At 54.1% G+C, this 26,055-nt stretch carries 19 protein-coding genes, 3 tRNA genes and 1 pseudogene; 13 read left to right on the top strand and 10 right to left on the bottom strand.

Features of this window, described 5'->3' with window-relative positions; translation table 11 throughout:
- Positions 1 to 72 precede the first annotated feature (72 nt).
- The 5 genes and pseudogenes from MTP41_RS11585 to tnpA form a co-directional block, all read left to right on the top strand.
- Entirely contained in the window at positions 73 to 945 is an 873-nt protein-coding gene (locus MTP41_RS11585; RefSeq protein WP_226818873.1) for a hypothetical protein, read from the top strand.
- A 430-nt stretch (positions 946 to 1,375) separates the two neighbouring features.
- Positions 1,376 to 1,786 carry an RNA polymerase sigma factor gene (locus MTP41_RS11590; protein WP_117465015.1) on the top strand — a complete coding sequence of 137 codons (411 nt, stop codon included), beginning with the start codon at positions 1,376 to 1,378 and terminating at the stop codon, positions 1,784 to 1,786.
- A gap of 433 nt (positions 1,787 to 2,219) precedes the next feature.
- The gene (locus MTP41_RS11595; protein WP_117465016.1) at positions 2,220 to 2,486 is read left to right on the top strand and encodes a DUF6870 family protein; all 267 of its coding nucleotides are present in this window, start codon (positions 2,220 to 2,222) and stop codon (positions 2,484 to 2,486) included.
- 116 nt (positions 2,487 to 2,602) lie between these two features.
- On the top strand, positions 2,603 to 4,285 hold the full coding sequence (locus tag MTP41_RS11600; RefSeq protein ID WP_117465017.1) for a recombinase family protein: 1,683 nt from the start codon (positions 2,603 to 2,605) through the stop codon (positions 4,283 to 4,285).
- A 49-nt stretch (positions 4,286 to 4,334) separates the two neighbouring features.
- Positions 4,335 to 4,658: pseudogene (tnpA, locus tag MTP41_RS11605) on the top strand (IS200/IS605 family transposase); the annotation flags it as partial.
- Between the two features lie 292 nt (positions 4,659 to 4,950).
- On the opposite strand, the gene MTP41_RS11610 reads toward tnpA, so the two are convergent.
- Complete coding sequence (locus tag MTP41_RS11610) at positions 4,951 to 6,030, bottom strand: 6-phosphofructokinase (protein WP_097776657.1); 1,080 nt, start codon at positions 6,028 to 6,030, stop codon at positions 4,951 to 4,953.
- Between the two features lie 280 nt (positions 6,031 to 6,310).
- Here MTP41_RS11610 and MTP41_RS11615 point away from each other — a divergent pair.
- The 6 genes from MTP41_RS11615 (at position 6,311) to MTP41_RS11640 (ending at position 12,307) form a co-directional block, all read left to right on the top strand.
- Positions 6,311 to 6,384 (top strand) — tRNA-Gln (locus MTP41_RS11615).
- 34 nt (positions 6,385 to 6,418) lie between these two features.
- Positions 6,419 to 6,494, top strand: a tRNA-Pro gene (locus MTP41_RS11620).
- Positions 6,495 to 6,998: 504 nt separating this feature from the next.
- Positions 6,999 to 8,609, top strand: a complete 1,611-nt coding sequence (locus tag MTP41_RS11625; protein WP_249235562.1) for a glycosyltransferase family 39 protein — start codon at positions 6,999 to 7,001, stop codon at positions 8,607 to 8,609.
- Positions 8,610 to 8,717: 108 nt separating this feature from the next.
- Positions 8,718 to 9,557, top strand: a complete 840-nt coding sequence (locus MTP41_RS11630) for a CPBP family intramembrane glutamic endopeptidase (RefSeq protein WP_249235563.1) — start codon at positions 8,718 to 8,720, stop codon at positions 9,555 to 9,557.
- Between the two features lie 158 nt (positions 9,558 to 9,715).
- Positions 9,716 to 9,970: a 30S ribosomal protein S15 gene (gene rpsO, locus MTP41_RS11635; protein WP_005933138.1), complete on the top strand. Its 255-nt coding sequence runs from the start codon at positions 9,716 to 9,718 to the stop codon at positions 9,968 to 9,970.
- Between the two features lie 189 nt (positions 9,971 to 10,159).
- Positions 10,160 to 12,307: a polyribonucleotide nucleotidyltransferase gene (locus tag MTP41_RS11640; protein ID WP_249235564.1), complete on the top strand. Its 2,148-nt coding sequence runs from the start codon at positions 10,160 to 10,162 to the stop codon at positions 12,305 to 12,307.
- Positions 12,308 to 12,386: 79 nt separating this feature from the next.
- On the opposite strand, the gene MTP41_RS11645 is transcribed toward MTP41_RS11640, so the two are convergent.
- The 8 genes from MTP41_RS11645 to MTP41_RS11680 form a co-directional block, all read right to left on the bottom strand.
- Positions 12,387 to 13,229 (bottom strand): SpaA isopeptide-forming pilin-related protein, encoded by an 843-nt coding sequence (locus MTP41_RS11645; RefSeq protein WP_249235565.1) that lies wholly within the window; start codon positions 13,227 to 13,229, stop codon positions 12,387 to 12,389.
- Positions 13,216 to 14,061: a class C sortase gene (locus tag MTP41_RS11650; protein WP_249235566.1), complete on the bottom strand. Its 846-nt coding sequence runs from the start codon at positions 14,059 to 14,061 to the stop codon at positions 13,216 to 13,218. Before MTP41_RS11650 ends, MTP41_RS11645 begins: the two co-directional genes overlap by 14 nt.
- Before the next feature lie 81 nt (positions 14,062 to 14,142).
- Positions 14,143 to 15,612, bottom strand: coding sequence for an isopeptide-forming domain-containing fimbrial protein (locus MTP41_RS11655; RefSeq protein ID WP_249235567.1), 1,470 nt, complete (start codon positions 15,610 to 15,612; stop codon positions 14,143 to 14,145).
- A 103-nt stretch (positions 15,613 to 15,715) separates the two neighbouring features.
- A complete protein-coding gene (locus MTP41_RS11660) occupies positions 15,716 to 21,100 on the bottom strand; it encodes a SpaA isopeptide-forming pilin-related protein (RefSeq protein ID WP_249235568.1) in 5,385 nt (1,794 codons plus the stop codon).
- A gap of 15 nt (positions 21,101 to 21,115) precedes the next feature.
- Positions 21,116 to 21,706, bottom strand: a complete 591-nt coding sequence (lepB, locus tag MTP41_RS11665; RefSeq protein WP_120121099.1) for a signal peptidase I — start codon at positions 21,704 to 21,706, stop codon at positions 21,116 to 21,118.
- The gene (locus tag MTP41_RS11670; RefSeq protein ID WP_118529226.1) at positions 21,703 to 22,245 is read right to left on the bottom strand and encodes a hypothetical protein; all 543 of its coding nucleotides are present in this window, start codon (positions 22,243 to 22,245) and stop codon (positions 21,703 to 21,705) included. The genes lepB and MTP41_RS11670 overlap by 4 nt, the downstream gene beginning before the upstream one ends.
- Positions 22,246 to 22,589: 344 nt before the next feature.
- Positions 22,590 to 22,811: a hypothetical protein gene (locus MTP41_RS11675; protein WP_242959145.1), complete on the bottom strand. Its 222-nt coding sequence runs from the start codon at positions 22,809 to 22,811 to the stop codon at positions 22,590 to 22,592.
- 48 nt (positions 22,812 to 22,859) lie between these two features.
- On the bottom strand, positions 22,860 to 23,318 hold the full coding sequence (locus tag MTP41_RS11680; RefSeq protein WP_249235569.1) for an InlB B-repeat-containing protein: 459 nt from the start codon (positions 23,316 to 23,318) through the stop codon (positions 22,860 to 22,862).
- Positions 23,319 to 23,632: 314 nt separating this feature from the next.
- On the opposite strand from MTP41_RS11680, the gene MTP41_RS11685 reads away from it, so the two are divergent.
- Positions 23,633 to 23,706, top strand: a tRNA-Gln gene (locus MTP41_RS11685).
- A gap of 78 nt (positions 23,707 to 23,784) precedes the next feature.
- Here the strand turns inward: MTP41_RS11685 and MTP41_RS11690 are convergent.
- Positions 23,785 to 25,125, bottom strand: coding sequence for a D-alanyl-D-alanine carboxypeptidase family protein (locus tag MTP41_RS11690; RefSeq protein ID WP_249235570.1), 1,341 nt, complete (start codon positions 25,123 to 25,125; stop codon positions 23,785 to 23,787).
- Between the two features lie 175 nt (positions 25,126 to 25,300).
- On the opposite strand from MTP41_RS11690, the gene MTP41_RS11695 reads away from it, so the two are divergent.
- Positions 25,301 to 25,993 carry a metallophosphoesterase gene (locus tag MTP41_RS11695; RefSeq protein WP_249235571.1) on the top strand — a complete coding sequence of 231 codons (693 nt, stop codon included), beginning with the start codon at positions 25,301 to 25,303 and terminating at the stop codon, positions 25,991 to 25,993.
- The last annotated feature ends 62 nt before the right edge of the window (positions 25,994 to 26,055 follow it).

The raw sequence follows: 26,055 nt of genomic DNA on the forward strand, positions 1-26,055 counted from the left end.
ACTAATCCCAAAGGTATCCCAAAATGCTTTGCTATACTTGGGGTACATTCAAAGAAAGGATTGGTAAACACTATGAGAAGAATGGCATTATGCGCTGCGTCTATGCTCTTATTAGGCTGTTTGGCTGGATGCAGCACGACACCACAGAACAGCCAGGAACAAGGTAATCCCGTTATCAAGGAAGAAATCAGTCAACCTCTTGGCAGCTCTGAGGCGCTTGGAAACAGCGAGGATAGCTCGGCACTTTCCGCCGCAGACAAAGAAAAAATGTTTGCACCTTATGAACAATATGGGATGACCTATGATGCGGTCAAAGATGAACTTACCTATAACGGGAATTTGGTTCGATGGTTTGAGGACTATTATCCCATCGGTAACAATGAAACCGCCGGTATTGATTTTCTAAATGAAAACGGCACAGTGGATGTGTATGCTGTACGGGATTTAGAGAGCTTTTCAAAAGCGGCTGACGGCTCCGTTGATCCGGCGGGTAAGCTGATTGGCTTAAAAGAGTTTACCCAGCAGGAATTTGACGCACGGGATATTGAGGCGTTGAAAAACAGCACATCCGTTGCTATGGCAGGAACGCCGCTTGAAGATAGCGAAACTGCAAAGCTCGTTGCAGAGTATGAGGCATTTGGAGTAACCTATGATGCCGAAAAAGATCAGTGGTATTTCAATGGTGAGGAAGTCCGCTATTTCCGGGATGTTCTCACTTCTAATGGTGAAAGTCTCACCAGCGGAAAATTCCGAGGCGAAATGAGAACGCTTGGAAGTGGTGTTGGTACAATAGACATTTATACCGTTCGTGATTACGGCCACTTGAACAGCGAACATCACGGAACATTAACTGGCATCGAGAAATACAGTCAAGAGGAGTTTGACGAGCATACACAGGCCGGAATATCTGGAAACCAATCCATAGGTAATGCAAGCCATAACTAAACAAAGCATTTAACTGCCGCACGACGGCAAAAGAAAAAAAGCCGTCGTACAGCAGCCTATCAATACGCCTATTTGAAACGGCGGCTCAATTTTCAGAGCCGCCGTTTCTCTTTGGATATTCAGTAACCCCACGGCGGCCCATAGGAGGGTGTCGCCGTGTCCATCTTACTTTCTCACAATTCCCATGACCTTCACCAGCTAAAAAAAGCGTAGCTCCCCCTCCGGGACAGTCTGACTATGAAGGTACAATATATCAGTACAATTATGATAATGTAATTTCATGCGTCTGCATAGCGTCTTGCTGTGCGGGCGCTTTTTTGTACTTCGAGACAAATTGTCCCGAGGTGCGGGGCGGCTCCCCGGGATGCCGCTCCCCACCGAGCCCCGTTTCGGTCACTCATCCACCCAACACCGAAACGGAGGTTTATTTATGACTACAATCAATCTGAAGGATTTTTATTATTGGTACACACAGGATCAGTTTATTGAGGTTTCTGACGAGGTAGCCGAAGTGTTTGTGTCCGATGCCCGGCACGAAATGGCCTACCAGCGGCGGCTCTCCCGGCATAAGGCGCAGTATTCTCTGGACTGCGATGACGGGATCGAATATTCCGCCTGCCTGCATGAGCCAACGCCCCAGGAGCTTCTGGAGCGCATGGAGCTGTTCATCCGTCTGTGGAACGCACTCAACTCTTTGCCGGAGATCCAGGGCCGCAGGATTGATGCCCACATCATTCTTGGAAAGAGCATCAAGGAAATTGCCGAGGCCGAGGGCGTACATGAGGAGTCTGTTCGCCAGTCGATCAAGCGTGGCCTTGAGCGTATGAAAAAAACTTTTTGATTTTTTCATTTTCCCCACTTGGAAATGATGAAAAAATGTCTCGGTTTATGAAAGAAGATATTCTTCTTTTCGCAGATAAACAGCGGCGGCCCCGGGCATAGTCCGGGGAGCCGGGTGGCGGGTGCGCTGTGACTTTTTCTTCGGAAGAACGAGCGAACAACACCAACGCCGCAACTGGGCCGGGCCGCCCCACGGCCACGATCCGGCATAGGACAGGCTGGCCGCTTGTCCCTCCGGGCTGTCCCCTTATCTGCGAGGGAACGCCGCTTTGAGCATGGTTGTCTTTGGACAGGGCAAGAAAATGGGAGCGGCGTTCTCTATTTTATACTTACATGGAGTGAGGCAAGAGGGCAGCATCGTTTGGGTGCTGCCCTCTTGCGTTTTCCCATGATATGCGGGAGGCGTATCCTATTTTTGATAAGGAGGTTTTACCGTGAGATTAACGGCAAAGGAACTGGAACAAATGAAAAGCGTTGACATCGGCGCAGTGGCTCCCGAGTCCCTGCCGGATGTGAGCGGTATGATCTTTGACACCTCTCTCCCCCGGGAGGAGCGGATCGCTCTGTTTTTGCAGGCGGTAGAAAATCCATACTGCTTTTGCATCGGCGGGATCGGTGTAAAAATTGAATTTGCGGAAAGCGGGCCGTCCTTGCAGGACACGCTGACGGACTTCCTTCTCCGGCAAAAAAGCGGGCTGTAACTTCGGTTATGGCCCGTTTCTACTTTGAGACAAAGTGTCCCGAGGCGGAGGCATCCTTGTTGTCCCGCCCGAGCAGAGGTATAATATAGATGTAATGTGATAGGGAAGGAGGAACAATGGCACGAACAAAAAACAGAGGATTGCAACAGAGTTTCTCTCCCTCTTATACCGTCCGCCGCTGGCGGCTGGGCGCATACATCCGGCTCTCCAAGGAGGACTTGAAAAAGGGAAAGGACGACAGCAACAGCGTCATCAACCAGCGTGATCTGCTCAATGACTTTTACCAGAAGCATATCGGAGAATTTGAAAGTGTTTCCGAATATGTAGACGATGGACACACAGGAACGGACGCCAACCGGGAGAACTTCCAGCGGCTCCTTTCCGATGTAATGAGCGGAAAAATTAACTGCGTGGTAGTAAAAGACCTGTCCCGCTTCGCACGAAATTATAGCGATGCCGGAAGTTTGATCGATAACCTGTTTGTTCAAATGGGTGTTCGCTTTATCAGCCTTGCTGAGAATGTGGACAGCTACAAGAACCCCGACAGCGTTTCAAATATCATCGTTCCCATTACAAACGTGATGAACGATAATTACTGCTATCAGACTTCCAAAAAGATCCGGCAGGTATTTGATTACAAACGGCGCAACGGCCAGTATATCGGAGCATTTGCTCCTTACGGCTATGTAAAGCACCCAAAGGACAAGCACAGGCTGATTGTTGATCCCGATGCTGCTGAAAATGTCAAACTCATTTTCACAATGCTTATTCAAGGGTCATCAAAACGTGCTATCGCGCTGTACCTGAACGAACACGGCGTACCGAGCCCCTCGGCTTACAAGGTACAAAAGGGCTTGCCTGTTTCGACAAGAGGGTATGACGATCCTATGTGGGGAGTCCGCATGATCCACTCCATTCTTACCAATCCGACCTACACCGGGGATTTAGCCCAAGGCCGAAGCCGGGTGAAAAGCTACAAGGTACACCAGATTGAAGCTGTTCCACGCGAGGAATGGGTGGAAGTGGCTGGAACGCATGAGGCCATTATCGACTATGAAACTTTCGACAAGGTACAGGCTCTCTTACAGCGTGATACCCGTACTTCCCCGAAAGGCCGTGAGGTACATTTATTCAGCGGCTTTCTGAAATGTGCCGATTGCGGGCGGGCCATTACCCGATGCGTTGGCAAGAACAACAATGTATATTATTCTTGCTCAACCTACAAGAACCGTTCCCGGACAGCCTGCACCATGCACTCAATCAAGCATGAACGGCTGGAGGCCGCTGTTTTGTTCGCTGTACAGCATCAGGTACATTTGGCTGTTTCCTACTCGGAAATCGTCACGCAGATCAATTCCGCTCCAATCAAAAAAAGCCAGTCTTACCGACTGGACGATCTGATAGCTGCAAAAGAGCGGGAACTGACAAAGATAACACGCTACAAGCAATCTCTTTATCAGGACTGGAAAGACGGTGAAATCACCCAGCAGGAATACCGGGATATGAAGGCTGACTACGAACGGCAGACTTCTGATATTTCCGCGGTGCTTACCCGGCTGAACGCTGAACGCGCAGAACTGGCAAACGGTGTGGACAACGAGCATCCTGCACTGGTAGCCTTTATGAAGTATCAGAACATTGAAGCCCTCAACCGTGAAATCTTGGTTGAACTTGTGGACTATATCAAGGTCTATGAAAACGGCAATATCAGCGTGAAATTCAAATTTGCTGACGAGCTCCGCAAGATTGCCGAGTACATTGAAATCAACACTACGGAAGATACCACAGTAGCGGGCTAACCCCCGCTACGAACCCCTTTGACAGTGTGTTTTCCTAATAGGCGCTAATCATATGCTTGTGTCGATACCGCCCAAACTTGCCGTAGCAGATTTCATGGGGTATCTCAAAGGGAAGAGTACACTCATGATATTCGAGCGACATGCAAACCTAAAATACAAATACGGAAGGAGAGTGTTCTGGGCGAAAGGATATTACGTAAATACAGTAGGTGGAAATGAAGCCAAGATCCGCAAATACATTCAGGAACAAGAGTTCAACGATCAGATGTGCGACCAGTTGAGCTTCAAGGAATACGAAGATCCATTCAAGAATGTAGCTGACTTCGATGATGACGATTCGCCAGAAGTGCCTACAGATAGTATAAGAAAGTAAAAGCGACGTCAGTGTGCGGTTGATGTCGCTCATTGTGCGCCTTTAGGCGCGGCTGGTATTATGGCCCCTATGGGGCCGTTCTGCAAACCCCGCGTTTTCACGCGGGGTTATGATTTTCACGGGAGGGGGTGCAGCGGAAAACGGCATTCAGTTTGTTTGAAGCATCTGCCGGTTGGGACCCTTCCGGTGAAAAAGGGATTCCTGAAAATCCGCAGATTTTCAGGAATCCCCAATAAAAATAATTATTCCGCTAAAAATGCTCAGAGCAAAGCGGAGAGCATTCAAATGGTAATCAACCCAGACTGATGCCCATGCGGCGGGCGACGGTGAGCAGGTCGCAGTTCTCCGGCACGTTGCGGGTCTTGCCTGCAATGTCGGCCAGACGGTTCTCGGTGACATGACGGTTCACCATGGCAACGGTCACGCCGTAGCGCTCGATCTCCACCAGCTTTGCCGCATAGCTGCCGAACTGGGTGGCCAGCACACGGTCGTAGGCGCTGGGGCTGCCGCCGCGCTGCATGTGGCCCGGGATGCACACACGGGTCTCCATGCCGGTTTTTTTCTGCACGGCCTGTGCAATGCGGTTGGTGGCGGTGGTACCAAAGCCTGCCTCGGCGCGCTTTGCCATCCATTCCTTGCGCTTCATGCCGGCTTCCTCGCAGTTGATGGCACCCTCGGCCACAGCGATGATGGAGAAGTTGGAACCCTTCTTTGCGCGGCGTTCCACGGCAGAACACACACGGTCGATATCATAGGGCTGTTCCGGCAGCAGGATAATATCTGCACCGCCGGCAATGCCGGAGTACAGCGTCAGCCAGCCTGCCTTGTTGCCCATGATCTCAATGCACATCACGCGGCTGTGGCTGCCTGCGGTGGTGTGGATGCGGTCGATCACATCGGTGGCAATGTCCACGGCGGTGTGGAAGCCGAAGGTTACGTCGGTACCATAGATATCGTTATCAATGGTCTTGGGCAGGCCGATGATGTTCAGACCCTCCTGCGAGAGCAGGTTTGCGGTTTTGTGGGTGCCATTGCCGCCCAGGCACAGCAGGCAGTCCAGCTTGGCTTCCTTGTAGGTCTTTTTCATGGCGGCAACCTTATCAATGTTGTCGTCCTCCACCACACGCATCATTTTAAAGGGGGTGCGCTTGGTGCCCAGAATGGTGCCGCCCAGCGTCAGGATGCCGCGGAAATCGTCCTCGCACATCTCCTTGTAGTCGCCGTTGATCAGGCCGCTGTATCCGTTCAGGATGCCAATGATCTCCACGTTATCGCCCATGCGGGCATACAGTGCTTTTGCTACGCCGCGGATGGTGGCGTTCAGACCCGGACAGTCGCCGCCGGAGGTCAGGATTCCAACACGTTTTTTCATTCAAAAGCCCTCTTTCATTTGGTATTCAGCGCCGCGCGTTCTGCCTTTCAAAGTCAGTCTGCCCGGAGACCTACCTGTTTATAGTATAAGATTATTCCGGATGGGGGCCGCTGTCAAGAGAAGCGCAGAAAATTTACACGCTTCCACGGTGCATTTCTGCGGGCAGGAGAACAGCGGGAAAACTTTTGCAGAAAAAATAAAAAAATGGTTGACAAGCGCGGGCCTTTTGAGTATAATATCCCTTGTCAGCAGCGCACGGCGCGGCAGACAAACAGAATAATGGGGATTTGCATAGTGGTAGTGCGGTAGACTCTGACTCTACTTGTGGGAGTTCGATTCTCTCATCCCCAACCAAGAAAACCGCAGTCTCAACTGGCTGCGGTATTTTCGGGGCATAGCGCAGTTGGTAGCGCGCCTCGTTCGGGACGAGGAGGCCGTGGGTTCAAATCCCGCTGCTCCGACCAAAAAGAACCAGTACACATTCGTGTACTGGTTCTTTTTTGTCTCTGTGCGGGATTTGAACAGGGCGGCGGTGCGAAGCACCGCAAACAAAGCCATAGTATGGCTTTGTTTAGCCCGCGGGTCCCAACCCGTAGGAATGTCTAACAGGGTGCATGCTGCTAACACATTCGTGTACTGGTTCTTTTTTGTCTCCGCGCGGGATTTGCAACAGCGACGACCGCTGCCTGCGGCAGAGACAGGGAGGAGTTGTTGGGGCCGCGTTCTGATTTTTCAAAGCCCTGTCAAGGGGCTGCGGAAAAATCAGCAAACGCAACCCGTTGGGCGGCGGAGATCAGATGATGTTACGGGTCCCAACTCGTAGGAATGTCTAACAAGGTGCATGCTGCTAGGAGCAGCGGGATCTGCAACCCGAAAAGTTTTGACTTGTGTTCTAAATATGATATACTGGAAAAGCAAAGCCATATTTGGCTGCAGAACGGACAAAAAAACGAGGAAAAACAGAAACTATGCAGGAAATAAAAAAGAAAAAACGGGCGGTCGCGCTTTTTGTGATCGTTCTGATCTGCCTTTGCGGCTGGTGGGCTGTGCGGAAAGAGGGTTTCTTTCTGGATGAGATCTACTCCTACGGCCTTGCAAACAGCAGTTATGTTCCGTTTTTAAGCTGGCTCCATGGTGGAGAACAGGTGGCAAACGGCAAGCTGCCGGAAGCAGTGTTCACGCAGAGCGAGTTTCTGAATTATGTTGCCCCGCAGGGAAGCACACGGTTCAACTATGCGTCGGTCTACTATAATCAGACGCAGGACATTCATCCGCCGCTGTTTTATTTTCTGTTGAATACAGTATGCTCGCTGTTCCCGGGCAGCTTTACAAAATGGACGGGTCTGGGGATGAATTTTGTGCTGCTGGGCGGCACGCTGGCAGCGCTGTATGCGCTGGGCATGGAGCTGTTTGCAGACTGGAAAAAAGCATTGTTCGTCTGTGCATTGTATGCGTTCAACCGTGAAATGATCTCGAATGTGACGATGGTGCGCATGTATATGCTCATGACCTTGCTGACAATCCTGCTTGCGCTGCTGGTGGCAAAGTCTCTTCGCAGGCCGTCTGTGCCCAAATATCTTCTGATCGGTGTAACCATCTATCTTGGCATGATGACCCAGTATTTCTTTGTGGTCTATGCCTTCCTGCTGTGCGCAGCATATGACCTTTACCTGATGTTCCGGCGCGAATGGAAAAATGCTGCTGCATTTTCGCTTCCGGCACTTGCGGGCGTTGGCGGAATGCTGCTCACCTTTCCGTGCTGGTATGCACAGCTGCACTCGCAGAATACGAACTCACTGGATGCTACAACGCGCAATCTTTTTGATCTGGCGCAGTACCCCAAAGGTCCGCTGGAGCTGATCGGCTGGAGCATCGTCGGTTTTGCCGTAGGCGCAGGCATTATGGCCGTGCTGATCCTGACGAAGCTGGGGCAGCGCTGGCTGCCGGGCAAGTTGCGCGGCACTACGCTGATCCCCGGGGATGTCAAGCTGATCACGGTCCCGGCGCTTGCTGCATTTCTGGTTATCGCGGTGATCTCGCCGTATAAGTCGCTGCGGTATGTGTACCATCTGCAACCGCTGGAAGCGCTGTTTTGTGGCTGCGGCCTTTTCTCCATTCTGGATACGCTGCGTGCAGGCACCAGAAAGCGCATTCTGCAGATCGTGTGCCTTGCAATGCTCGTGCTTGCATTTGTGATCGAGCCGGAGCGCATGTACAGCGGTACTTATAAGATAGACAAAGAACTGGAACAATACAGTCAGGCCGCCTGCGTGGATATTACCGGGGACCTTGGCAGTTTCACTTCCGGCGTGCAGGAGCTTCTCAAATTTCAGGAGGTCTGTGTGGTGCCGGACGATTCCAGTGAGCTGCTGGTGCAGTATAACACCGGCGAAAATGATACGCTGGTGCTGTTCATTGGAGGCCGGGGGCTGTGGCAGTTCGTGACGGCAGAACAGGTGGAGCAGATCACGGCCCAGAACATGGAAACTGCGTGGAACGTTGCCCGACAGGGCGGCTATGAGGATGTTTCGCTGCTGGCAACGCAGGAGTTTGAACAGATCTTTGTTTTGAAAAAGTGAACGCTTTGCGGCACAGCAGAAGGGAAAACTGCCTTTTTTGCGCGTGCTATATCGTTTTAAGGTAAAGTGTGCTAGAATAGTACCATCAACGATTCAGGAGGGTATCCCATGCTCAAACGACTGCGCAAAGCGCACCCAATGTTATTCTGCGTTCTGGCAGAAGTGGTCTTTTTGGCAAGCCTGTTCGTAACAGATCTTGTCTTTACCATTGCATTGGTTCTTTTTCGGACGGATTTTGCGTCCATTGATACATACCTCTACAGCACTCTGCAGGAGCTGGTGGGGGCCATGGTGGCAGTGCTGTTTCTGGTACGGACAGACCGTGCTGGGCTGCTGCACCGCCGCGGCAGCGGCTTTTTCAATGGCCTGCTGGTGGGCATGTACCCGCTGGTGTTCATTGGCTACAATGCCTTTGGGTCGCTGGTGCTGGGCCGGCCGGAGAACGGCGTGCTGCAGCCTGCGGCACGCATCTGCACCTTCCTTGTCAGCATGGCCATGGTGGGTGTGGCCGAGGAATTCATCTTCCGCGGTGTCATTGCCCAGACCCTGCTGGAGCACTTTGGCACCAGCCGCGCCGGTGTGTGGAAGGCCTGCCTTTTGTCCGGTGTGCTGTTTGGTGCGGCGCACCTGACCAATATCCTCAGTTCGGCACCCTTCGGTGTGCTGATGCAGTGCGTGTTTGCAGCATCGCTTGGCACTCTTTTTGCGGCGATCTACTTCCGCACCGGCAATTTGTGGGTGACGGTATTCCTGCATGGTGCCATGGATATTTCGTCCATGCTCATCGGTGGGCTGTACGGCACCACTACCGTGGCCGATGCGGTGAGCGGCTACGATGCATCCATGCTGCTTTCGGTGCTGCTGTATCTGATCCCCACCGCAGTTCTGCTGCGCAAAAAGAAGCTGCCGGAGGTACAGCTGTACTGGCACCAGTACGTAAAAAAATAAAGGCAGGATGCAAAAAATATCCTTGCATTTTGCACAGGGTTCTGGTATACTGTATCTGTTACCGTGGTACGGGGTTGGGAGTATGCCCGCTTTTTGGGAATGCCGTTTCCCGCCGCTGTTCCATTGGCACATAAAATTTTATAAAGAGGTATGTAACTATGAACAAGCAGGAAGTTATGGCCAAAGTCGCTCTGACCGAGAAGGACACTGGCTCTCCCGAAGTGCAGGTCGCTCTGCTGACCGCTCACATCAACGAGCTGAACGAGCACCTGAAGAAGAACCCGAACGATCACCACAGCCGCCGCGGCCTGATGAAGATGGTTGGCCGCCGCCGCAATCTGCTGGCTTATCTCCAGAAGAAGGACATCGAGCGTTACCGTGCTCTGATCGCAACTCTGGGTCTGCGTAAGTAATTTAAACAGAGGGCAGGTACCGCAAAGGTGCCTGCCTTTTGCTTTTATGTACAAAATGGCGGCGGCAGCGTATTGCAGCAGTAAATCGAACGCCTGTGCCCCGGGTACGGACGCTGGATTTATTGCTATGATGCGCGCGCCACGGCCTTTTTGGATAGAAAAATCCGGAAAAACAAGGAGGCAAAAACAATGGCAATTGAATTTGGTTCCCGCAGAGAGACCTTTGAGAATTTCAAGGTCTACGAAACCATGCTGGCAGGCCGCCCGTTCAAGGTCGAGATGGGCAAGATGTGCGGCCTGTCCAACGCCAGCGCCATGATCCGCTACGGCGAGACCTGCGTTCTGTGCAACGTGGTCATGAGCCCCAAGCCCCGCGAGGGCGTGGATTTCTTCCCGCTGAACGTGGAGTATGAGGAAAAGCTCTACGCGGCAGGCCGCATCCCCGGCAGCTTTATGCGCCGTGAGGGCCGCCCCGGTGAGCGCGCCATCCTGACCAGCCGCGTGGTGGACCGCCCCATGCGCCCGCTGTTCCCCAAGGAGATGCGCAACGACGTGTGCATCACCATGACCGTCATGAGTCTGGACCCCGACTGCAGCCCTGAGATCGCCGGTATGATCGGTGCTTCTCTGGTCACTGCCGTGTCCGACATCCCGTGGAACGGCCCCATCGGCGGCGTGCAGGTGGGTCTGGTAGACGGCGAGATCGTGCTGAACCCCACGCAGGAGCAGCGCAAGGTGAGCGACCTTGCCCTGACCGTTGCCGCCACCATGGATAAGATCGTGATGATCGAGGCCGGTGCCAACGAGGTGGACGAGGACACCATGCTGAACGCCATCAAGGCCGCTCACGTGGAGATCAAAAAGACCATTGAGTTCATCAACCGCATCGTGGCCGAGCGCGGTAAGAAGAAGATCGATTTTCAGGTGGTGGGTCTGGATATGGACGTGTTCCACGCCATCCAGAACAAGTATCTGGACGACTTCAAGGCCGCTATGGACACCGACGACAAGAATGTGCGCGATGCCGCTCTGCTGCCCATCATGGACAAGATCGCCGAGGAGTACCCCGACCTGACCGCTGCAGACCTTGATCTGGTCAGCTACAAGATGCAGAAGTTCGTGGTGCGCCGCTGGCTGCTGGACGAGGGCAAGCGCGTGGACGGCCGCGGCATCAACGAGATCCGCCCGCTGGCTGCCGAAGTGGGCATCCTGCCCCGCGTGCACGGCTCCGGCATGTTCACCCGCGGCCAGACGCAGGTGCTGACCACCTGCACTCTGGGCGGCACCAAGGACAACCAGCTCATGGACGACCTGACCGACGAGCAGACCAAGCGCTATATTCATCACTACAACTTCCCGCCGTACTCTGTGGGCGAGGCCCGCGCACCGCGCAGCCCCGGCCGCCGCGAGATCGGCCATGGCGCACTGGCAGAGCGTGCTCTGGTACCCGTGCTGCCCTCTCTGGAAGAGTTCCCCTACACCATCCGCTGCGTGTCTGAGGTGCTCTCCTCCAACGGTTCCACCTCTCAGGCATCCATCTGCGGCTCTACGCTGGCCCTGATGGATGCAGGCGTGCCCATCAAGGCACCCGTTGCTGGCATTTCCTGTGGTCTGATCACCGAGGGCGACCGCTGGATGACCATGCTGGACATTCAGGGCGTGGAGGACTTCCACGGCGACATGGACTTCAAGGTGGGCGGCACCCGCAAGGGCATCACTGCCATCCAGATGGACATCAAGATCGATGGCCTGACCTACGACATCATTGCTGAGGCCTTTGAGAAGTGCCGCAAGGGCCGCCTGTATATTCTGGACGAGATCATCAAGCCGGTGATCGCAGAGCCTCGCCATGAGCTGAGCCGCTACGCACCCAAGATGTTCAGCATGATGATCCCCACCGATAAGATCAAGGACGTGATCGGTAAGGGCGGCAAGGTCATTCAGGACATTTGCGCTACCTGCAACTGCAAGATCGACGTGCAGGAGGACGGCCATGTGTTCGTCTCTGCTGTGGATCAGGAGGACGCAAAGCGCGCCATCTTTACCATCAAGACCATTGTGGAGGACCCCGAGATCGGTGCCATCTACAAGGGCAAAGTGACCCGCCTGATGAACTTTGGTGCCTTCGTTGAGATCGCACCGGGCAAGGAAGGTCTGGTGCACATCTCCAAGCTGGACACCAAGCGTGTGGAGCGCGTGGAGGATGTGGTGGCCGTGGGTGACGCCATCGTGGTCAAGGTGACCGACATCGACCAGCAGGGCCGCATCAACCTGAGCCGCCGCGATGCCATTCTGGCGCTGGAAGCCAAGCGCGCCGAGCAGGCACAGCAGCAGTAAACCCTGACTGCATAAAAGAAACCGAAAAAGAGGACCCGATGCATCTGCATCGGGTCCTCTTTGTTGTATCAGAAGGGAATTATACTGTGCGGTATTTGCGATCCAACGCCCAGCCGAATGCAAACAGCACCACACCGCTGACAGCCAGCACCGGCACGGGCCAGTTCAGCTGACCGGTCTGCGGCAGACCGCTCATTACCGGGCTATCCGGGTGGCCCGGCAGAACGGGGCTGTCTGGATTACCGGGTGCTACCGGATGATCCGGATTACCGGGAGAGACCGGGGTATCCGGGCTGTCCGGCGGGGTAGGCGTATCAGGATGATCGGGCGTATCCGGCGGCGTAGGGGGAGTGGGCGGCGTGTCCGGCTTGGTGGGGGTGTAAGCACCCACCTTGGGGCTGGCATCCACCACATAATTCCACTTGCCATCCTCCGCCATGGGCAGAGAGACAAGGAACGGATTGATCGGCTCATAGCCCTTGGAAGCCTCGGTCTGCACGATCAGATACAGGCCCAGCTCCAGATCACGGAAGGTCACGTTGCCGTCCGCATCAATGGTCTTCGTAGTGCCCTCGGCGCTTTGGGGCAGATACTCCTGCAGCTGGGCCGCAAGGGTGCTGTCGGTCAAATCACCCAGCGCAATGCCGCAGCCGTAGAAATCGCCGCAGTATTCGTAGCTCAGGTTGCCGTTTTGGCGCTTTACCTCGGCCACACGGTACAAAGTGAGCTTGCCGCCGCTCAGCGCCTTATCGTTGGCGCTGTCGTACAGCGTAACGCGGATGGTGCCGGTAGTGGGATTGCCGCTGCTGTCCACCAGCTTGATGTTTGCGCTGGTGGCAAGGGCAGGCAGCGCACTTGTTACCAGAAGGCACAGCACCAAAAGCAGGGCCGCAGCGTGCTTTTTGAGATCAGTGCGTTTCATGTTTTTCACCTCTTGTAGATTTGCGTTTGCGGTTGGAGAACAGCAGCCAGAGCAGCAGCACCAGCAGCAGGGGCAGTGCCATGATGGGAGCTGTGATGATCGGTTCGATCTTGATGGCATCAGCTGTTACACGGATGTGCTTGAGCTTGTCCGGCGTGGTGATGCGGCGTCCGCGCACCAGCAGGCGGTGCGTGTTGATGCCGTAGGGGGTGCAGGTCATGAGGGTGACGTAATCCTTGCCGTCCACCACCTTGAGGTTGTCCGTCTCGGTGGGCAGAACGATGGAGATGTTGTCCACCTCGTAGGTGAGTACGCGGTCCAGGATCGTGATGGTAAAGGTATCGCCCACTTCCAGCTGGTCCAGATTGGTGAACAGCTTGGCGCTGGGCAGGCCGCGGTGGGCCGAAATGACCGCGTGGGTGCTCTGGCCGCCCACCGGCAGGCTGGTGCCCTCCAAGTGGCCTGCGGCGATCTGCAGCACGCTATCGCTGGTGCCGTGGTAAATGGGCAGCTCTACACCGATCTTTTCAATGGTGATGTAGCCCATAATGCCGGTGCCGGTCACATCCAGCGTGCTTTCGTAGGTGGGAAAGCGCTGCGGGAAATACAACGCATCCGGGTCTGCGGCGATCTGTGCATTGAACGCATCTGCCGCCTCGAAATAGGCGCTGTAGTCGGCATCGGTCAGCTTGTCCACGTCCTCGGCATAGGTGGCCACAGCACGGGACTGATGCAGCTGGTTGACGTAATCGCTGAGGGTGGGGTATAACATCACGGATAGACCCACGAAAAAGACGAGGATCAGGATGATGGTGCTTTTGTTCTTTTTCATGGGCTACTCCCTAATGTTATAAGGATAGGAGCCGGGGGCCTTGCGGCCCCGCAGTTCCGGGGTGTTGGGGAAAAGGAGAAATTACTTGTTCTCCATGCGCTTCTTGGTGATGAGCAGGACTGCTGCAGCCACCATCAGGCCGCCGCCCACGACGTAGAAGATCGTGGTGCCGATGCCACCGGTGGAGGGCAGGGTAGCACCGACGTTGTTGACGATGTCGGTAGTCAAAGAACCATCACTTTCTTTGGCGGTAAAGGTGATCTCGCCAGAAGTCATGTTACCGGACAGAGCAGTCAGCTTAGGATCAGCAGAAGTTTCGTCATGTGTAGCAGTGACCTTAAAGGTCTGGGGAGCGATCGAGTTAAAGCCGGCAGGGGTGATGATCTCTTCGATCTTATACTCGCCGTCATCCAGACCGACCCAATCAAACTTGGTCTGATCGGGATCTACAATGGTATACTTACCGTCGGCTTCCGTAGCATTGTTGAGACCGACCAGTTTCCAAGTAGAATCCTGGCCCTTCTTATACAGTGCAAAAGCAGCACCCTTCAAAGCCTTATCATTGTCGCCATTGATTTTGTTTGCAACGACCTTAAAGGTGAAAACGGTGACCTTGTCCTTGGGAGTGGTGGTAGTATCGTTGGAGTTATGAGGGTTGTTAGAGTATCCCAGATATGCCTCGTTGGGGTTGCCCGCGGAGCCAATAACAGCATGCTCGTTCAGCGTGGATTTGTACTCAACAGCGACCTCAGCGTTTGCAGCTGCATCGGAGATCTTTTTCAGATCGTTAATCACAACATGGAAGGTGCAGCCATCGTCCGGGTCGGTTACAACAGTGTAGTCAGAAGCCTTCAGCTCGTTGCCAGCAACAGTAACCTTGACAGTACCGGGTTTAAAGGTCAGACCTGCAGACTGTTCATCGTGGAATACGAACTTGTAAGTGGTATAATCATCAAAGTTGCTTGCAATCTTTGCAGTCAGCTTGAAAGGAACATCATCGCCGATGTCATGGTCAGCGCTGTCCTGCCAGTTGGTGGTAGTGCCGTCAGTGTCGTTGGCATCCTTGACTTTCTTTTCCAGAGCGGGCTTATCACCCTTCGGTTCAACCGTAACATCCTTAACAACTGCCAGAATAAAGCTGGTGTAGGTTTCATTATCGCCTACGGTATCATTCTTGATCAGATAATAACCGGCAGCCAGACCGGAGATCTTGCCGTCAGCGTAACTGCCGGAAGCCTCACCAAGATACTTGCTTACTTCCTTAGCAAAAACCTTGGCGGAAGCATCGTTAGTGAGGGTGGCAGCTCTGTCTTTAGCACTGCCGAGATCAGTTTTACCAGCCTCGGTGACACCAGTACCCCAAACAATGTTGGACAGAATCTTGCCCTCGAGATCGCCGGAGAAAATCTGGTAAGCTTTATAAGTGCCAACGGGATTGTTAATGGTAATAGTGTAAGTGTTATCATCTGCAAACGCGGGTACTGCCATGGCACACAGCATGGCAACTGCCAGCAGTGCGGCCAGCAGCTTTTTGATTACTTTCTTCATCATGATTTGCGAAAATCTCCTTTCAAGTTTTTCTGATTCCTATTTTCAGGGTCTGCTTCCGGCGCAGAATCAATTTTGCCGCCGTGTCAGGAAGGATGCAGGCTTTTTAACGTTCCCTCCTCTCGCGTCTGCGCTTTCTGCAAACCCCGCACACCAGAGCGGCAAGCATCAGCGCGCCGCCGCCTGCTGTATACAGTTTGGTACCGGCCCCGCCGGTAGAGGGAAGTACGTAGCCGCCGGACTCTTCGGCGGTGTTGGTGATGACGATGGTATCGCCGTTGCCGTTGCTGCCGGTGTTCTTGCCCAGCGCAAAGGATGCACCGGCCTCCAGAGCTTCGTTGTTCAGCGTGTAGGACACGGTGTAACCTTCTACGGACATCTCTTTTATAGTATAAGTGATGCCGTCGTCAATCTCAAGGTTTTCAAAATGGGCAGACCAGCCATTTCTGCTGTTCAGCGTAACTTTGCCGACTTCGGTGTCGGTCGTGCCGGTGATGGGAGTACCGCCAGCAGTCGTATAGAAATCGCCGCCATTGTAATAAACTTTTGTGCTCTTGATTGTAATGTCGGAGATGATATTGCTGATTTTATAAATCGGTTTTCCATCCGGAGCGCTCTCGCCAGTAGCCGTTATTGCTACTCCAGCATCCAACCAGTTTTGATAATTTTGAGACCATACTGTGACGTAGACATCACCGCCGTCATTGATATTTTTGGCAAAAACCTTTGTACCTGAACCATCATCAAGCTGCAGAAGAATACGGTGGCCGGGGTTCGCCACATGCTTCGTCAGTGTGACCACGATCTCCGGAAGCTTCGATGTATCCGTGATATCGGTGCCATCAAAGTTCTTCCACGCCTTCTTGACCAGCAGGTCGCCTTCCTTCACATAGTCCGGGTTACGGGCATTATTGCGGTAGAAGGTGAAGTTGCGGTAGACGCCCTCTTCAACGGTGTAGACGGTGACAAGATTCTCGCCAACGCTCGCAGCCGCCGGGATGGGGTTCGCGTTCAGGTTCGTTGTGATGTAGAAGTAGTACGGCGTGTTCGGCGTCGGCAGCAGATAACCAGCGGGGGCCTCCGTCTCAGTCAGCTCGTAGAGCCTGTTGCGGATCAGGCCGCCCAGCGTCTTGCTGCCGGTTGCATCGGTCGTAAAGCTGCTGACTTCCTTCCAACCAGAACTGGGGTCATACATTTTCAGCGTAAATACTGCACCGGCCAGAGGATTGCCCTGGTTGCCGGAGTACTTCATCACGGTCAGGCGGTCGGCATTGTAGTCCAGACCGCTGGTGGAACCGGAAGAGAAGCTGGCACTGCTGCCCTTATCCTCCGTCTTCCATTTACCGCCGAGCCGCACCTTATTGGTAAAGGTGAACGTACCATCCACCTTCACATCATTCAGAGTATCCCTGACGAGATACGTGACTACCAACACACGCGGCGTGCGGTCCGGTACCTTGGTCCAGAATTTGATATCACCGTTGCTATCAGGCCTTGTGTAATAATGAGAGGTGTCGATTGCGCTCTGACTATCCACACGCTGCAAGCCATCACCGATCGGATTTGTTGCCACCAGCGAGCCGTCCTCCTGCCGCTCGGCTTCAAATACGGTAATGTCTTCCAGAGAGACATAGCCTCTCCGCAGGTCATTGGGGACGGACAATTTATCCTCAAGCTCCAGATCAGAGTCATCCGGGGAAAGCTTCGAGCCGTCCGGGTTGACCTCGATGGTATAGCTCAGCAGGTTGGTGCTGCTGTCGAACTGGCCATGTTTGCCAACCACATTGCGGGTGACCGTCTGGGTGAAGTCCGTCTCCTGCGTTGTTCCATCATGGGAGAAGGAAACGTCATTGACAAAATCCTTCGTGGCCTGATCGTTCTTGCAGAAATCGCTATTCGGGTCAAGGGTGGTTTTGTAGGTCAGTATGATTTTTGCAGCGGGTCCCTCGGTGTTCTGATAGGCGCTTTCTTCAAAAACGATCTGCAGGACCGTCCGGCCATCTGTGCCCTCGAAGACGGAGATGGTATAATCTTTACCTTCCACAGGTGTCGGATAACGACCGTTGAAGCCCAGCGTTACGCTTGCGCGGTCCAGCAGCAGCCCTGCCGGGAGCTTGTCCTGCACAGTCCACTTGCCCTTAGAGCCCTTGATCAATCCCTCATTGTTCAGCACAACAGTCCACGGAATCTCATCGCCGACGCCGATCGTAATGTTATCTTTGCCGGTCATATTCCAGTTGGCGCCGTACTTGATCAGCGTTTTCCACAGGTCTTCCACGTTGTGGATGTGCTGCGAGGCACTGGCATCCTGCCGGTGGCCATCCTTCACGATGTAGCACTTATTTGTGATATTGGCATACTCGCCCAGCCGGCTTGTATCGACTGTGGTTTTGTACTTGATCGTCACCGGTCCATGAATGTCCGCACTGCCGAAATCGATCTTGAACAGGCCGCATTCCGCGCCGCTAGTTATCTCGCTGTATGTGCTGATGGTCACCTGATTCGTCACATCGACCTGATTTTTATCCAGAACCTGAATATCGTTCAGATCAATGCTTTGCAGGTTGACATGCTGACTATCAAGATAGACCGTATCACTATAGTCGTAGTAAACATAACCGTTCAGGTTATCCACATTGATTGTGGACTTCCAGTTAAGGGTGGCCTTGTTTCCGGCGACCGTGGGATCGCCGTCAGCTTCCTTCTTCAGGACTTCATCCTTCAGATCCACGCTGCCGGTATCCTCGCCATGGAGATTATCACCATCGATAATGCCTGTGTTGGACACCGTGAGGCCCTCTAGCGGGATGTCTGCAGTGACTTTGGTCTTGTAGGTGATGGTATAGCTGTTGTATCCGTCAGCCAGATCATAGCTGAGGGTCGCTCCGTTGATCGCCGGAGCTGCACCCTTTATCGTGCCGCCATTTTCTTTGACCGTGAAACTGCCATCCACATACTCCTGACCGCCTTCGATCGTATCAGTGAACTTTGCCTTCTGCAGATAGCGCTTGGCGTCGCCGCTGTTCAGCTTGACCGTCCATGTAATAATGGTATCACCATTTTTGTCGGTACTGGCCTTGCCGGATTTTTCAATCAGCTTTGTCGAGGTAGACGTCTTCTCGTCGCTGGAATGGCTCTCGTCATCCTTGCGCATGCTGATCTTGTTCTGCACGTCGCCGATCTCGTCCGCAGATACGCCAAAGTTTTCCTTTTCGACGCGATAGGTGATGGTATATTTGCCAGCCTGGATCGTCTTGCCCTCTTCACCGATCGTGAGCGTCTTTCCGTTTCCGCTGGTCGAATCAGCCCAACTGATTTTGACGTTGCTGGAATCGATCTGGAGACTGCTGTCTACATAATCGAACCCGTTGCTGGTCAACACATCCTCCATCGTGAGCGGACCAGTCATGTCCTGCTTGACATCCAGCGTGACCGTATAATCAATGGTGGCTTTCTTCTTTTCCTCGTCGTAGGTAAGCTTTCCAGCTTTCTTATTCAGCGAGAACTTGTTCTCAGAAGGCTGCGGCTCTTCGTCCTTTTTGATCGTGATCTCAATATTCTTGCCGTTGACGGTAATGATCTTCTTTTCGCCTTCCTCCGTCACGGAAGATTCGTCCCACTGGAACTCGAAGGAGACATCGCCCTTGATTTTGGTATTCTCCAGTTCGTGCTGTTCGATGTACTCCTGATCATAATTCAGGACAACGACCCAGCGGCCATCCACCTCTTTAAAGGAATACTTACCGGAGACACCGGAGACACCGCCCAGATAATCCGAATCCTTGATGTCACCACCCTTCAGCATGGAGCAGTCGATACCTTCCGGCAGCGGGATATAGGCAAAATAGCTGCCGTCCGAACCCTTTTCAAGTGCAGTGACCGGGATTTCTTTGAACTCAAACTCTGCCTGCACAGAGTCCGAAGTGGTAAAGTCCGTTGCCGGTATCCAGCTGTTGCCATCCTTCTTGCGGATTGCAAAGTCGTAAACATAGCCGGTGATATCGCCGGACTGCACTGCAGCATCCGCGCTCTCCTCGGCCTGCACAGATGCCACGGGGATCACGCCGGTGAGCTGGGACAGCGCAAGGGACACCTCGGACACCTTGCCGTCCACGTTGCCGGAGATGACCGTCAGCGTGCCGGAAGCTTCGTCCACAGCCGACACGATGCCCACGGTCTCACACGAGACAGTGCGCTCTTCGGTCTGCGGCTCGGCCGCTGCCGGGGCGCTCAAAGCCTGCAGCAGCTCGGTGTCAGCATCCGGGGAAAGGTCCTCGATCTGCGGCTCGTCTGCCACAGCGACCGTCTCGGTCGTGGTGGCGTTATAGAACACGATATCACCGGGCTGCAGGCCAGTAACAGACATGTCTGCGTCCATTTCATAGGCCGCAATGTCGCTGTCCGGGTCCAGCAGATAACCGGTGGAACGCAGCTCGCTGCGCAGGGCCAGCGTACTGGCGCGCTGCGGGATCGCGCTCTGCGGGATATTTGCATAGTTCAGGCAGTAGGACAGGAACATCACGTCCCACTCGCCGTAGGGGTTGCCGTACCACTGGCCGTAGCGGGTGTAGTAGCGCAGGGTCTCGCCGTCATCGGTGTCAAGCTTGAAATTTTTCTCGCTCTGCTCATAGCCCAGTTGACCCTGTGCCACGGTGAGCAGGTCTTCGTTCCACATGCCGGTCAGGGCCGTGCCAGTCTTGTCCAGCCAGTCATCCTCGTCCTGCGTGCCGTCCAGCGGGTCGGACAGGCAGTTCACCGTGTGGTGATGCTCCGGCAGGCCGCAGACCAGCACTTCCTCGTAGCAGGCATCGGTGTGGTGGTGCACCGGGGTCTCGGTTACAGGATCGACCACCACGGGCTTTGCGGCCACCGGCTCCTCAAACAGGGCCACCGGGTCATAATCGGGGTTCACTTCTTCTACAAGCTCGCCCTCTTCCAGACCGCACACCAGCTCATAGGTGGTGGTGTAGCAGCTGTCGTCGTGGGTGTGCTCGAACAGATCACAGATCAGGCTGCCGTCCTCAGGGTCAAAGCAGTCGTCGGTGTGGGTGTGCTCTTCTTCCAGGCAGGTCAGCTCCTGCACTTCCTGGTAGCAGTCGTCGGTGTGCTCATGGGGCACAAAGATGTACTCCGGCTCTGCGGAATAGGCTGCAATGCCGGGATCATCCGCATCCACGCCGAACGCATCATCATCCATGCCGAACGTATCATCAAAAGACATGCCGTCGTCCGTCATGGTGGCGTTCCAGTCCTCCGGTTCGCCTTCCTCATAGCCGCACACCAGCTGCTTTTCATAGCAGGCAGCGGTGTGCTCGTGCTCCAGCTCGCCGCACAGATATTCGGCCGTTTTGGCAATGCCCACGCCGTGCAGCTGCCAGTTCACGAACAGGCTGGTGGTAAGCGCCAGTGCCAGCAGCAGCGCAGTATAGCGTCTGGCGCGCTGGTGGTTCCGACGGAACTTTTCCTGATATTCTTTCACAATATCCCGCATGATTCCTAAACCTCCTTAGGGGATCAACCAGAAGCTGGATAAGGGCCATACCCGCAAAAAAACCTTGCCCACGATCTGACTTTTTTCCACACAGCCGATCACACTGCTGCGGCTGTCAATGGAGGTGGCCCGATGGTCACCCAGTACGAAATACCGGTTTTCCGGCACCTGATAGGGAAATTTGATGTCGCATTCGCCCAGAGCCAGTTCATCTACATAGGGCTCATCCAGCGTCTGGCCGTTCACAGTGACCACACCGTCCTCGTCCAGTTCGATCACATCACCGGGCAGGCCGATGATGCGTTTGAGCAGAAGTTTGTTCTGCCAGTAAAATCCGCAAAGGTCGCCGGTCTTCATGTCGCTGCCTTTGACCAGCAGAATGATGTCCCGGTCCTGCAGAGTGGGGTTCATGCTGTCGCCGGAGACCTGCAGCACCGGCAGAAACAGGGTGGCCACCAGCACGGCAACGGCCGCGACCACCAGCAGCGTGTAGACCGTGCTGCGCAGCACCCGCATATAACGGCTGCGGTAGGCCAGACGTTCGCGCTCTGCTTCCACCTCTGCTGTGGATGGAATGGGCGTGAACCTGATCTTTTGCTCTTTCATTTGGCACGCTCCTCCGGCAGGAATTCCGTGCTGTGATAGCCGTCCAGCAGTTCGCTGGCCCGGTGGTCAAAAGCGGCCCAGCGCTGTTGGATCTCCTGCTGCGTCCGGGCAAGCATTGCCTTGCAGTCCGCTTCGGTCTGGGCGCGCTTGCGTGCGGCGGCTTCCACTTCCGCGTCGCACTGCTGCTGGGTGCGGGCCTTCAGGTTCGCGGCCTCAGTCTGTGCCTGTGCAAGGATCTGCTGGGCTTCGGCTTCCGCCTGAGCGCGCAGAGCGCTGGCGGCGGCATTGGTGTTTTTGTTTGCTGCGTGCACCGATGCAACGTATTCATCGGCCGCAGCCTGCGCCGCTTCAAACACCTTGTTCAGCTCCAGTGCAGCCTGCGCAATGGAACCTGCGTTTTCAATATGGATCTGCCGTTCCTGCAGCTGGGCAGACAGGGCAGCGTTTTCTGCCCGGAGCTGGTCCTCGCTCTGCTTGAGCGCCAGAATGATCTCGACTAATTCGGTGCGGCGCATGTGCCGCAGTTCACGGTCCGGCATAATGATCGATTTCTCCCGCAAAAAGTGGTCGGATCAGGCGAACGAAAACTTTCGACAAATACGAAAATTTCGCACCACAAAACCACATTTGATATATCAGTTTTCGGCGTGACAACGCCAGTTTGATGAATGAACTTCTACCCTGTATGTTAGCACAGCATGCGCAACAGAAGCGTAACAAAAATGCTTTTTCTGTGCATTTTTTTGCCAAAGAATAAAAAAATTGTTTCCTTTGATGTAAACGATTACGTCGGATACACCGGACTGAAAATGCATTAAAAACAAAAAGAACTGTCCCCACAACGGAAACAGTTCTTGAAAAACAGATGAAAATAGAAGCCGGATCAGAAGCTCTTCAGCAGATCGCCCAGAGTCAGGAAGGACTGGTAGATCACGTTGACATTGTTGATGATGGAGCTTGCACCGGAGAAGATACGGGCAATGGCGTTGAACACCTTACCGATATTCAGGAAGCTGTTGTAAGCGTCGCTGGCACCACCGTCCAGATAGACCATTTCCTCTTCGCTGATGGAGGCATAGTTTGCAGGCAGTTTCATAGTAGACATGGAGATTTTCCTTTCTATTGATAAAATTGATACAGTGCATGGAAAGACTTAAATAAAGGCAGCCACGGCCAGCGTGGTGATCAGAGCACCGGCTACCGCCAGAACGCTCAGAACCGGGCCGTCATCGTATTCCTGCGCGGTCTGTTCCGGCTGAGCGGGTGTGGATGTGCTGGTGGAAGTGGTGGCGTTTTTCACGGTCCAGTGTGCGTACACAGTGGTATCACCGGTAAACACCGTAGAGGTGCTGATTTTTGTGCCGCCCACCGGCTCGGTATACCAGCCGTCAAAGGTGTAGCCTTCCAGCGTAGGCTGCGCGGGCAGGGCACTGAGTTTGCCGCTCAGATTGGTGGTGACTGCCACAGCGGAGCTGCTGCCGCCCATGGCATCCAGACCAATGATGTAGACCTGCGAATCCTTGTCTTCTGCGGCAAAGGCAGAGGGCAGTGCACAGCAGAGCAGTGCAGCGCTGAGCAGACCGAGGACCAGCATTTTCAAGATCTTTTTCATATGACTCCTCGCTTTCCTGACGAATTGGGATGTGGTGCCTGCCGGGAACGGAAACACCAGAACAGACCTCGATGTCCCCGCCATGAGGCAGTAGACGAAAAAGCCGGGAAGAGGAGGTTTATTCAATCCTATATTTACCACATATAATGCAACAAAAGTGCAACAAAATGGGCGTATTTTGTTGCTATGATGAAAAAAATTGGTTTTTCACAAATTGCAGGCTGCAAAAGGCATCACAGAGCCGCCGCAAAAGCGGAAAAGTGGAACCTTCCCCTTGTGGAAAAACAAAGAATATGGTATAATACCTTGCATGATGCGCCATCGCCAAGCGGTAAGGCAGGGGACTTTGACTCCCCCATCGTAGGTTCGACTCCTGCTGGCGCAACCAAAAGCCCCGTCATCCTGAAAAGGCTGACGGGGCTTTTTGCGTCACTTTTCCACAAAATGCGGCTGAACGGTACAAAGCTCAGCGGCGGCGGATCTTTCTGGTGGGCTTGCGGCGGTTCCAGTTGTTCAAAAGGACCCACGCAAAGTAGATGATGATGGAAATAATACTCAATGTTATTACAACTTTGAGGTACAGACTGCCTAAGAATTCCTGAAAACGCGCCACAGTGAACAGCAGCGGGTTGCGGCTGACATCCTGCCCGGCGATCAGGTCCACCACGCCAATGGTCTCACCGGCAAGCTTCAGCTCCACGGTGCCCACCACATCGCCCTGCTGGACGGGGGCACACACGTGATCCGGCAGATGGAAATATTTCTGGGTCACGCTGCCGTCGCCGGTGGAGGGCAGCAGGGTCATCATGCTGTCGGCGGGATACAGCTGCAGGGAGCTGGTATCGGAGGAATACTTCACCGGGATCTCAGCCAGCGTAAGGTCGGTATCCAGCGCGGCCTGAATGGAAAAGCTGTCGAACACCCAGTCCATCAGCTTCACGGTCTCGCACAGGGCCGGGCGGCGATTGGCGTAGCCGAAATCGTCGCAGGTGTCCGGGCTTTGCATCACGCAGAAAATATAGGTGGCACCATCCTTATTGGCCCATGAAACATAGCTCTGATTGCCACTGTCGTTTTTGAATGCGGTCACATCGCACATGCCGCCCTGCATGGCACTGCGGTAGTATTTGCCGCCGCCGGATTTGCTCAGCGCGGCGTTCTGGCTGACCAGAACAGACGAAGAACGGTGTTTTTCTTTGGCGGGCATGGTAAAGCTGGGCGCACCGGAAACCTCCACAAAGGCATCAAAGCTCATCAGATAGCGCAGGATCAGGTACATATCCACGGCACAGGTCACGTTGCCGCTGTTGATGCCGCAGGCATCCGTCCATGTGCTGCCGGTGGTGCCGATGCGCTGGGACAGGGTGTTCATCTGGCTCACCCAGCCCGCGAGGTCGCCGCCGGAAAGGGCATAAGCAAGGCCCATGGCGGCTTCGTTGGCGTTGCGGGTCAGCATGGCGTACATGGCTTCGCGGTAGGTAAAGGTCTCGTTGGAGCGCATATCGGCGTTGTTGGTGTTATAAACGTAATCCGAGATGGCAAAGGGCATCTGGAAGGTGTCGTCCAGATGGTCGGCATAGTTGGTCAGCAGCAGGGCGATGGTCATGTACTTTGTCAGACCACCGGCGGATACCTGCTTTGTGCTGTCCTTATCATAGACGATGATATTGGTATCGGTGTTGACGATATAGGCACTCTGTGCCTGCACCTGATAGACCGGGGTGGGGTCGAACATAGCCCCGGCGGGCAGCACAAGGCAGCTGAACAGGACAGCGAACGACAAAACCAGCGCAAAAATACGTTTCATGTGGACAATTCCTTTAAAAAGCGATAATATAAAACAACAGGCAGCACGGCACAAGCGCTGTGCGCCGGGTAAGAACGAGATCACAGCGGAAGGCTGTATTCTTTATAATAACAGGTTTGGCGGGGTGTGACAAGGCTTATTGTGCCGATTTCACATCCGGTCAGGGAGGACAGGAATGGTATATCTGACAGGGGACACCCACGGCGACATCGACCGCTTCAAGCACGGCAAGCTGCGCTGGCTGGGCAAACGGGATACCGTGGTGGTACTGGGCGACTTTGGCTTTGTGTGGGACGGCAGCAAGGAGGAACAGAAAAAGCTGGATTGGCTGCGCAAGCGCCCGTATATCCTGCTGTTTCTGGACGGCAGCCACGAAAACTACGACCTTTTAAAGCAGTATCCCACCGAGGAACGCTTTGGCGGGAAGGTGCAGGCACTGGGTGGCAATGTGTACCATGTGTGCCGCGGCAGCGTGCTGGAATTGGAGAATAAAAAATACCTGTGCTTTGGTGGTGCGGAAAGCCAGGATGTGGAGGATCGGGAACCCGGCGTGAACTGGTGGAGGGAAGAAATGCCTTCGGAGGAGGAATACGCCTTTTGTGAGGAGAACCTTGCAGCGTGCGATTACAAAGTGGATTATGTGCTGACCCACGATGCGCCAAGCAGATTTTTGGATTTTACCGCCCTTGCCAGCGGCGAGACCAACCAGCTGCACAGTTTTCTGGATAAAATTTTGTTGAAGCTGACCTACGACAAGTGGCTTTTTGGCTGCTACCATAAGGATACCCAGCTTTCCACCAAAAGCCGCTGCGTGTTCTGCGATGTGATAAGCATGGGCGAACGGCACGCAAAGCGTTCTGTTCGATAACAGGGGCCGCTGCACCAGCCGTGCAGCGGCTTTTGCATTTGCTGCTTGTGCGCAAAAAACCT

This window comes from Faecalibacterium sp. I4-3-84 (assembly GCF_023347255.1).
Taxonomy (GTDB): domain Bacteria; phylum Bacillota; class Clostridia; order Oscillospirales; family Ruminococcaceae; genus Faecalibacterium; species Faecalibacterium taiwanense.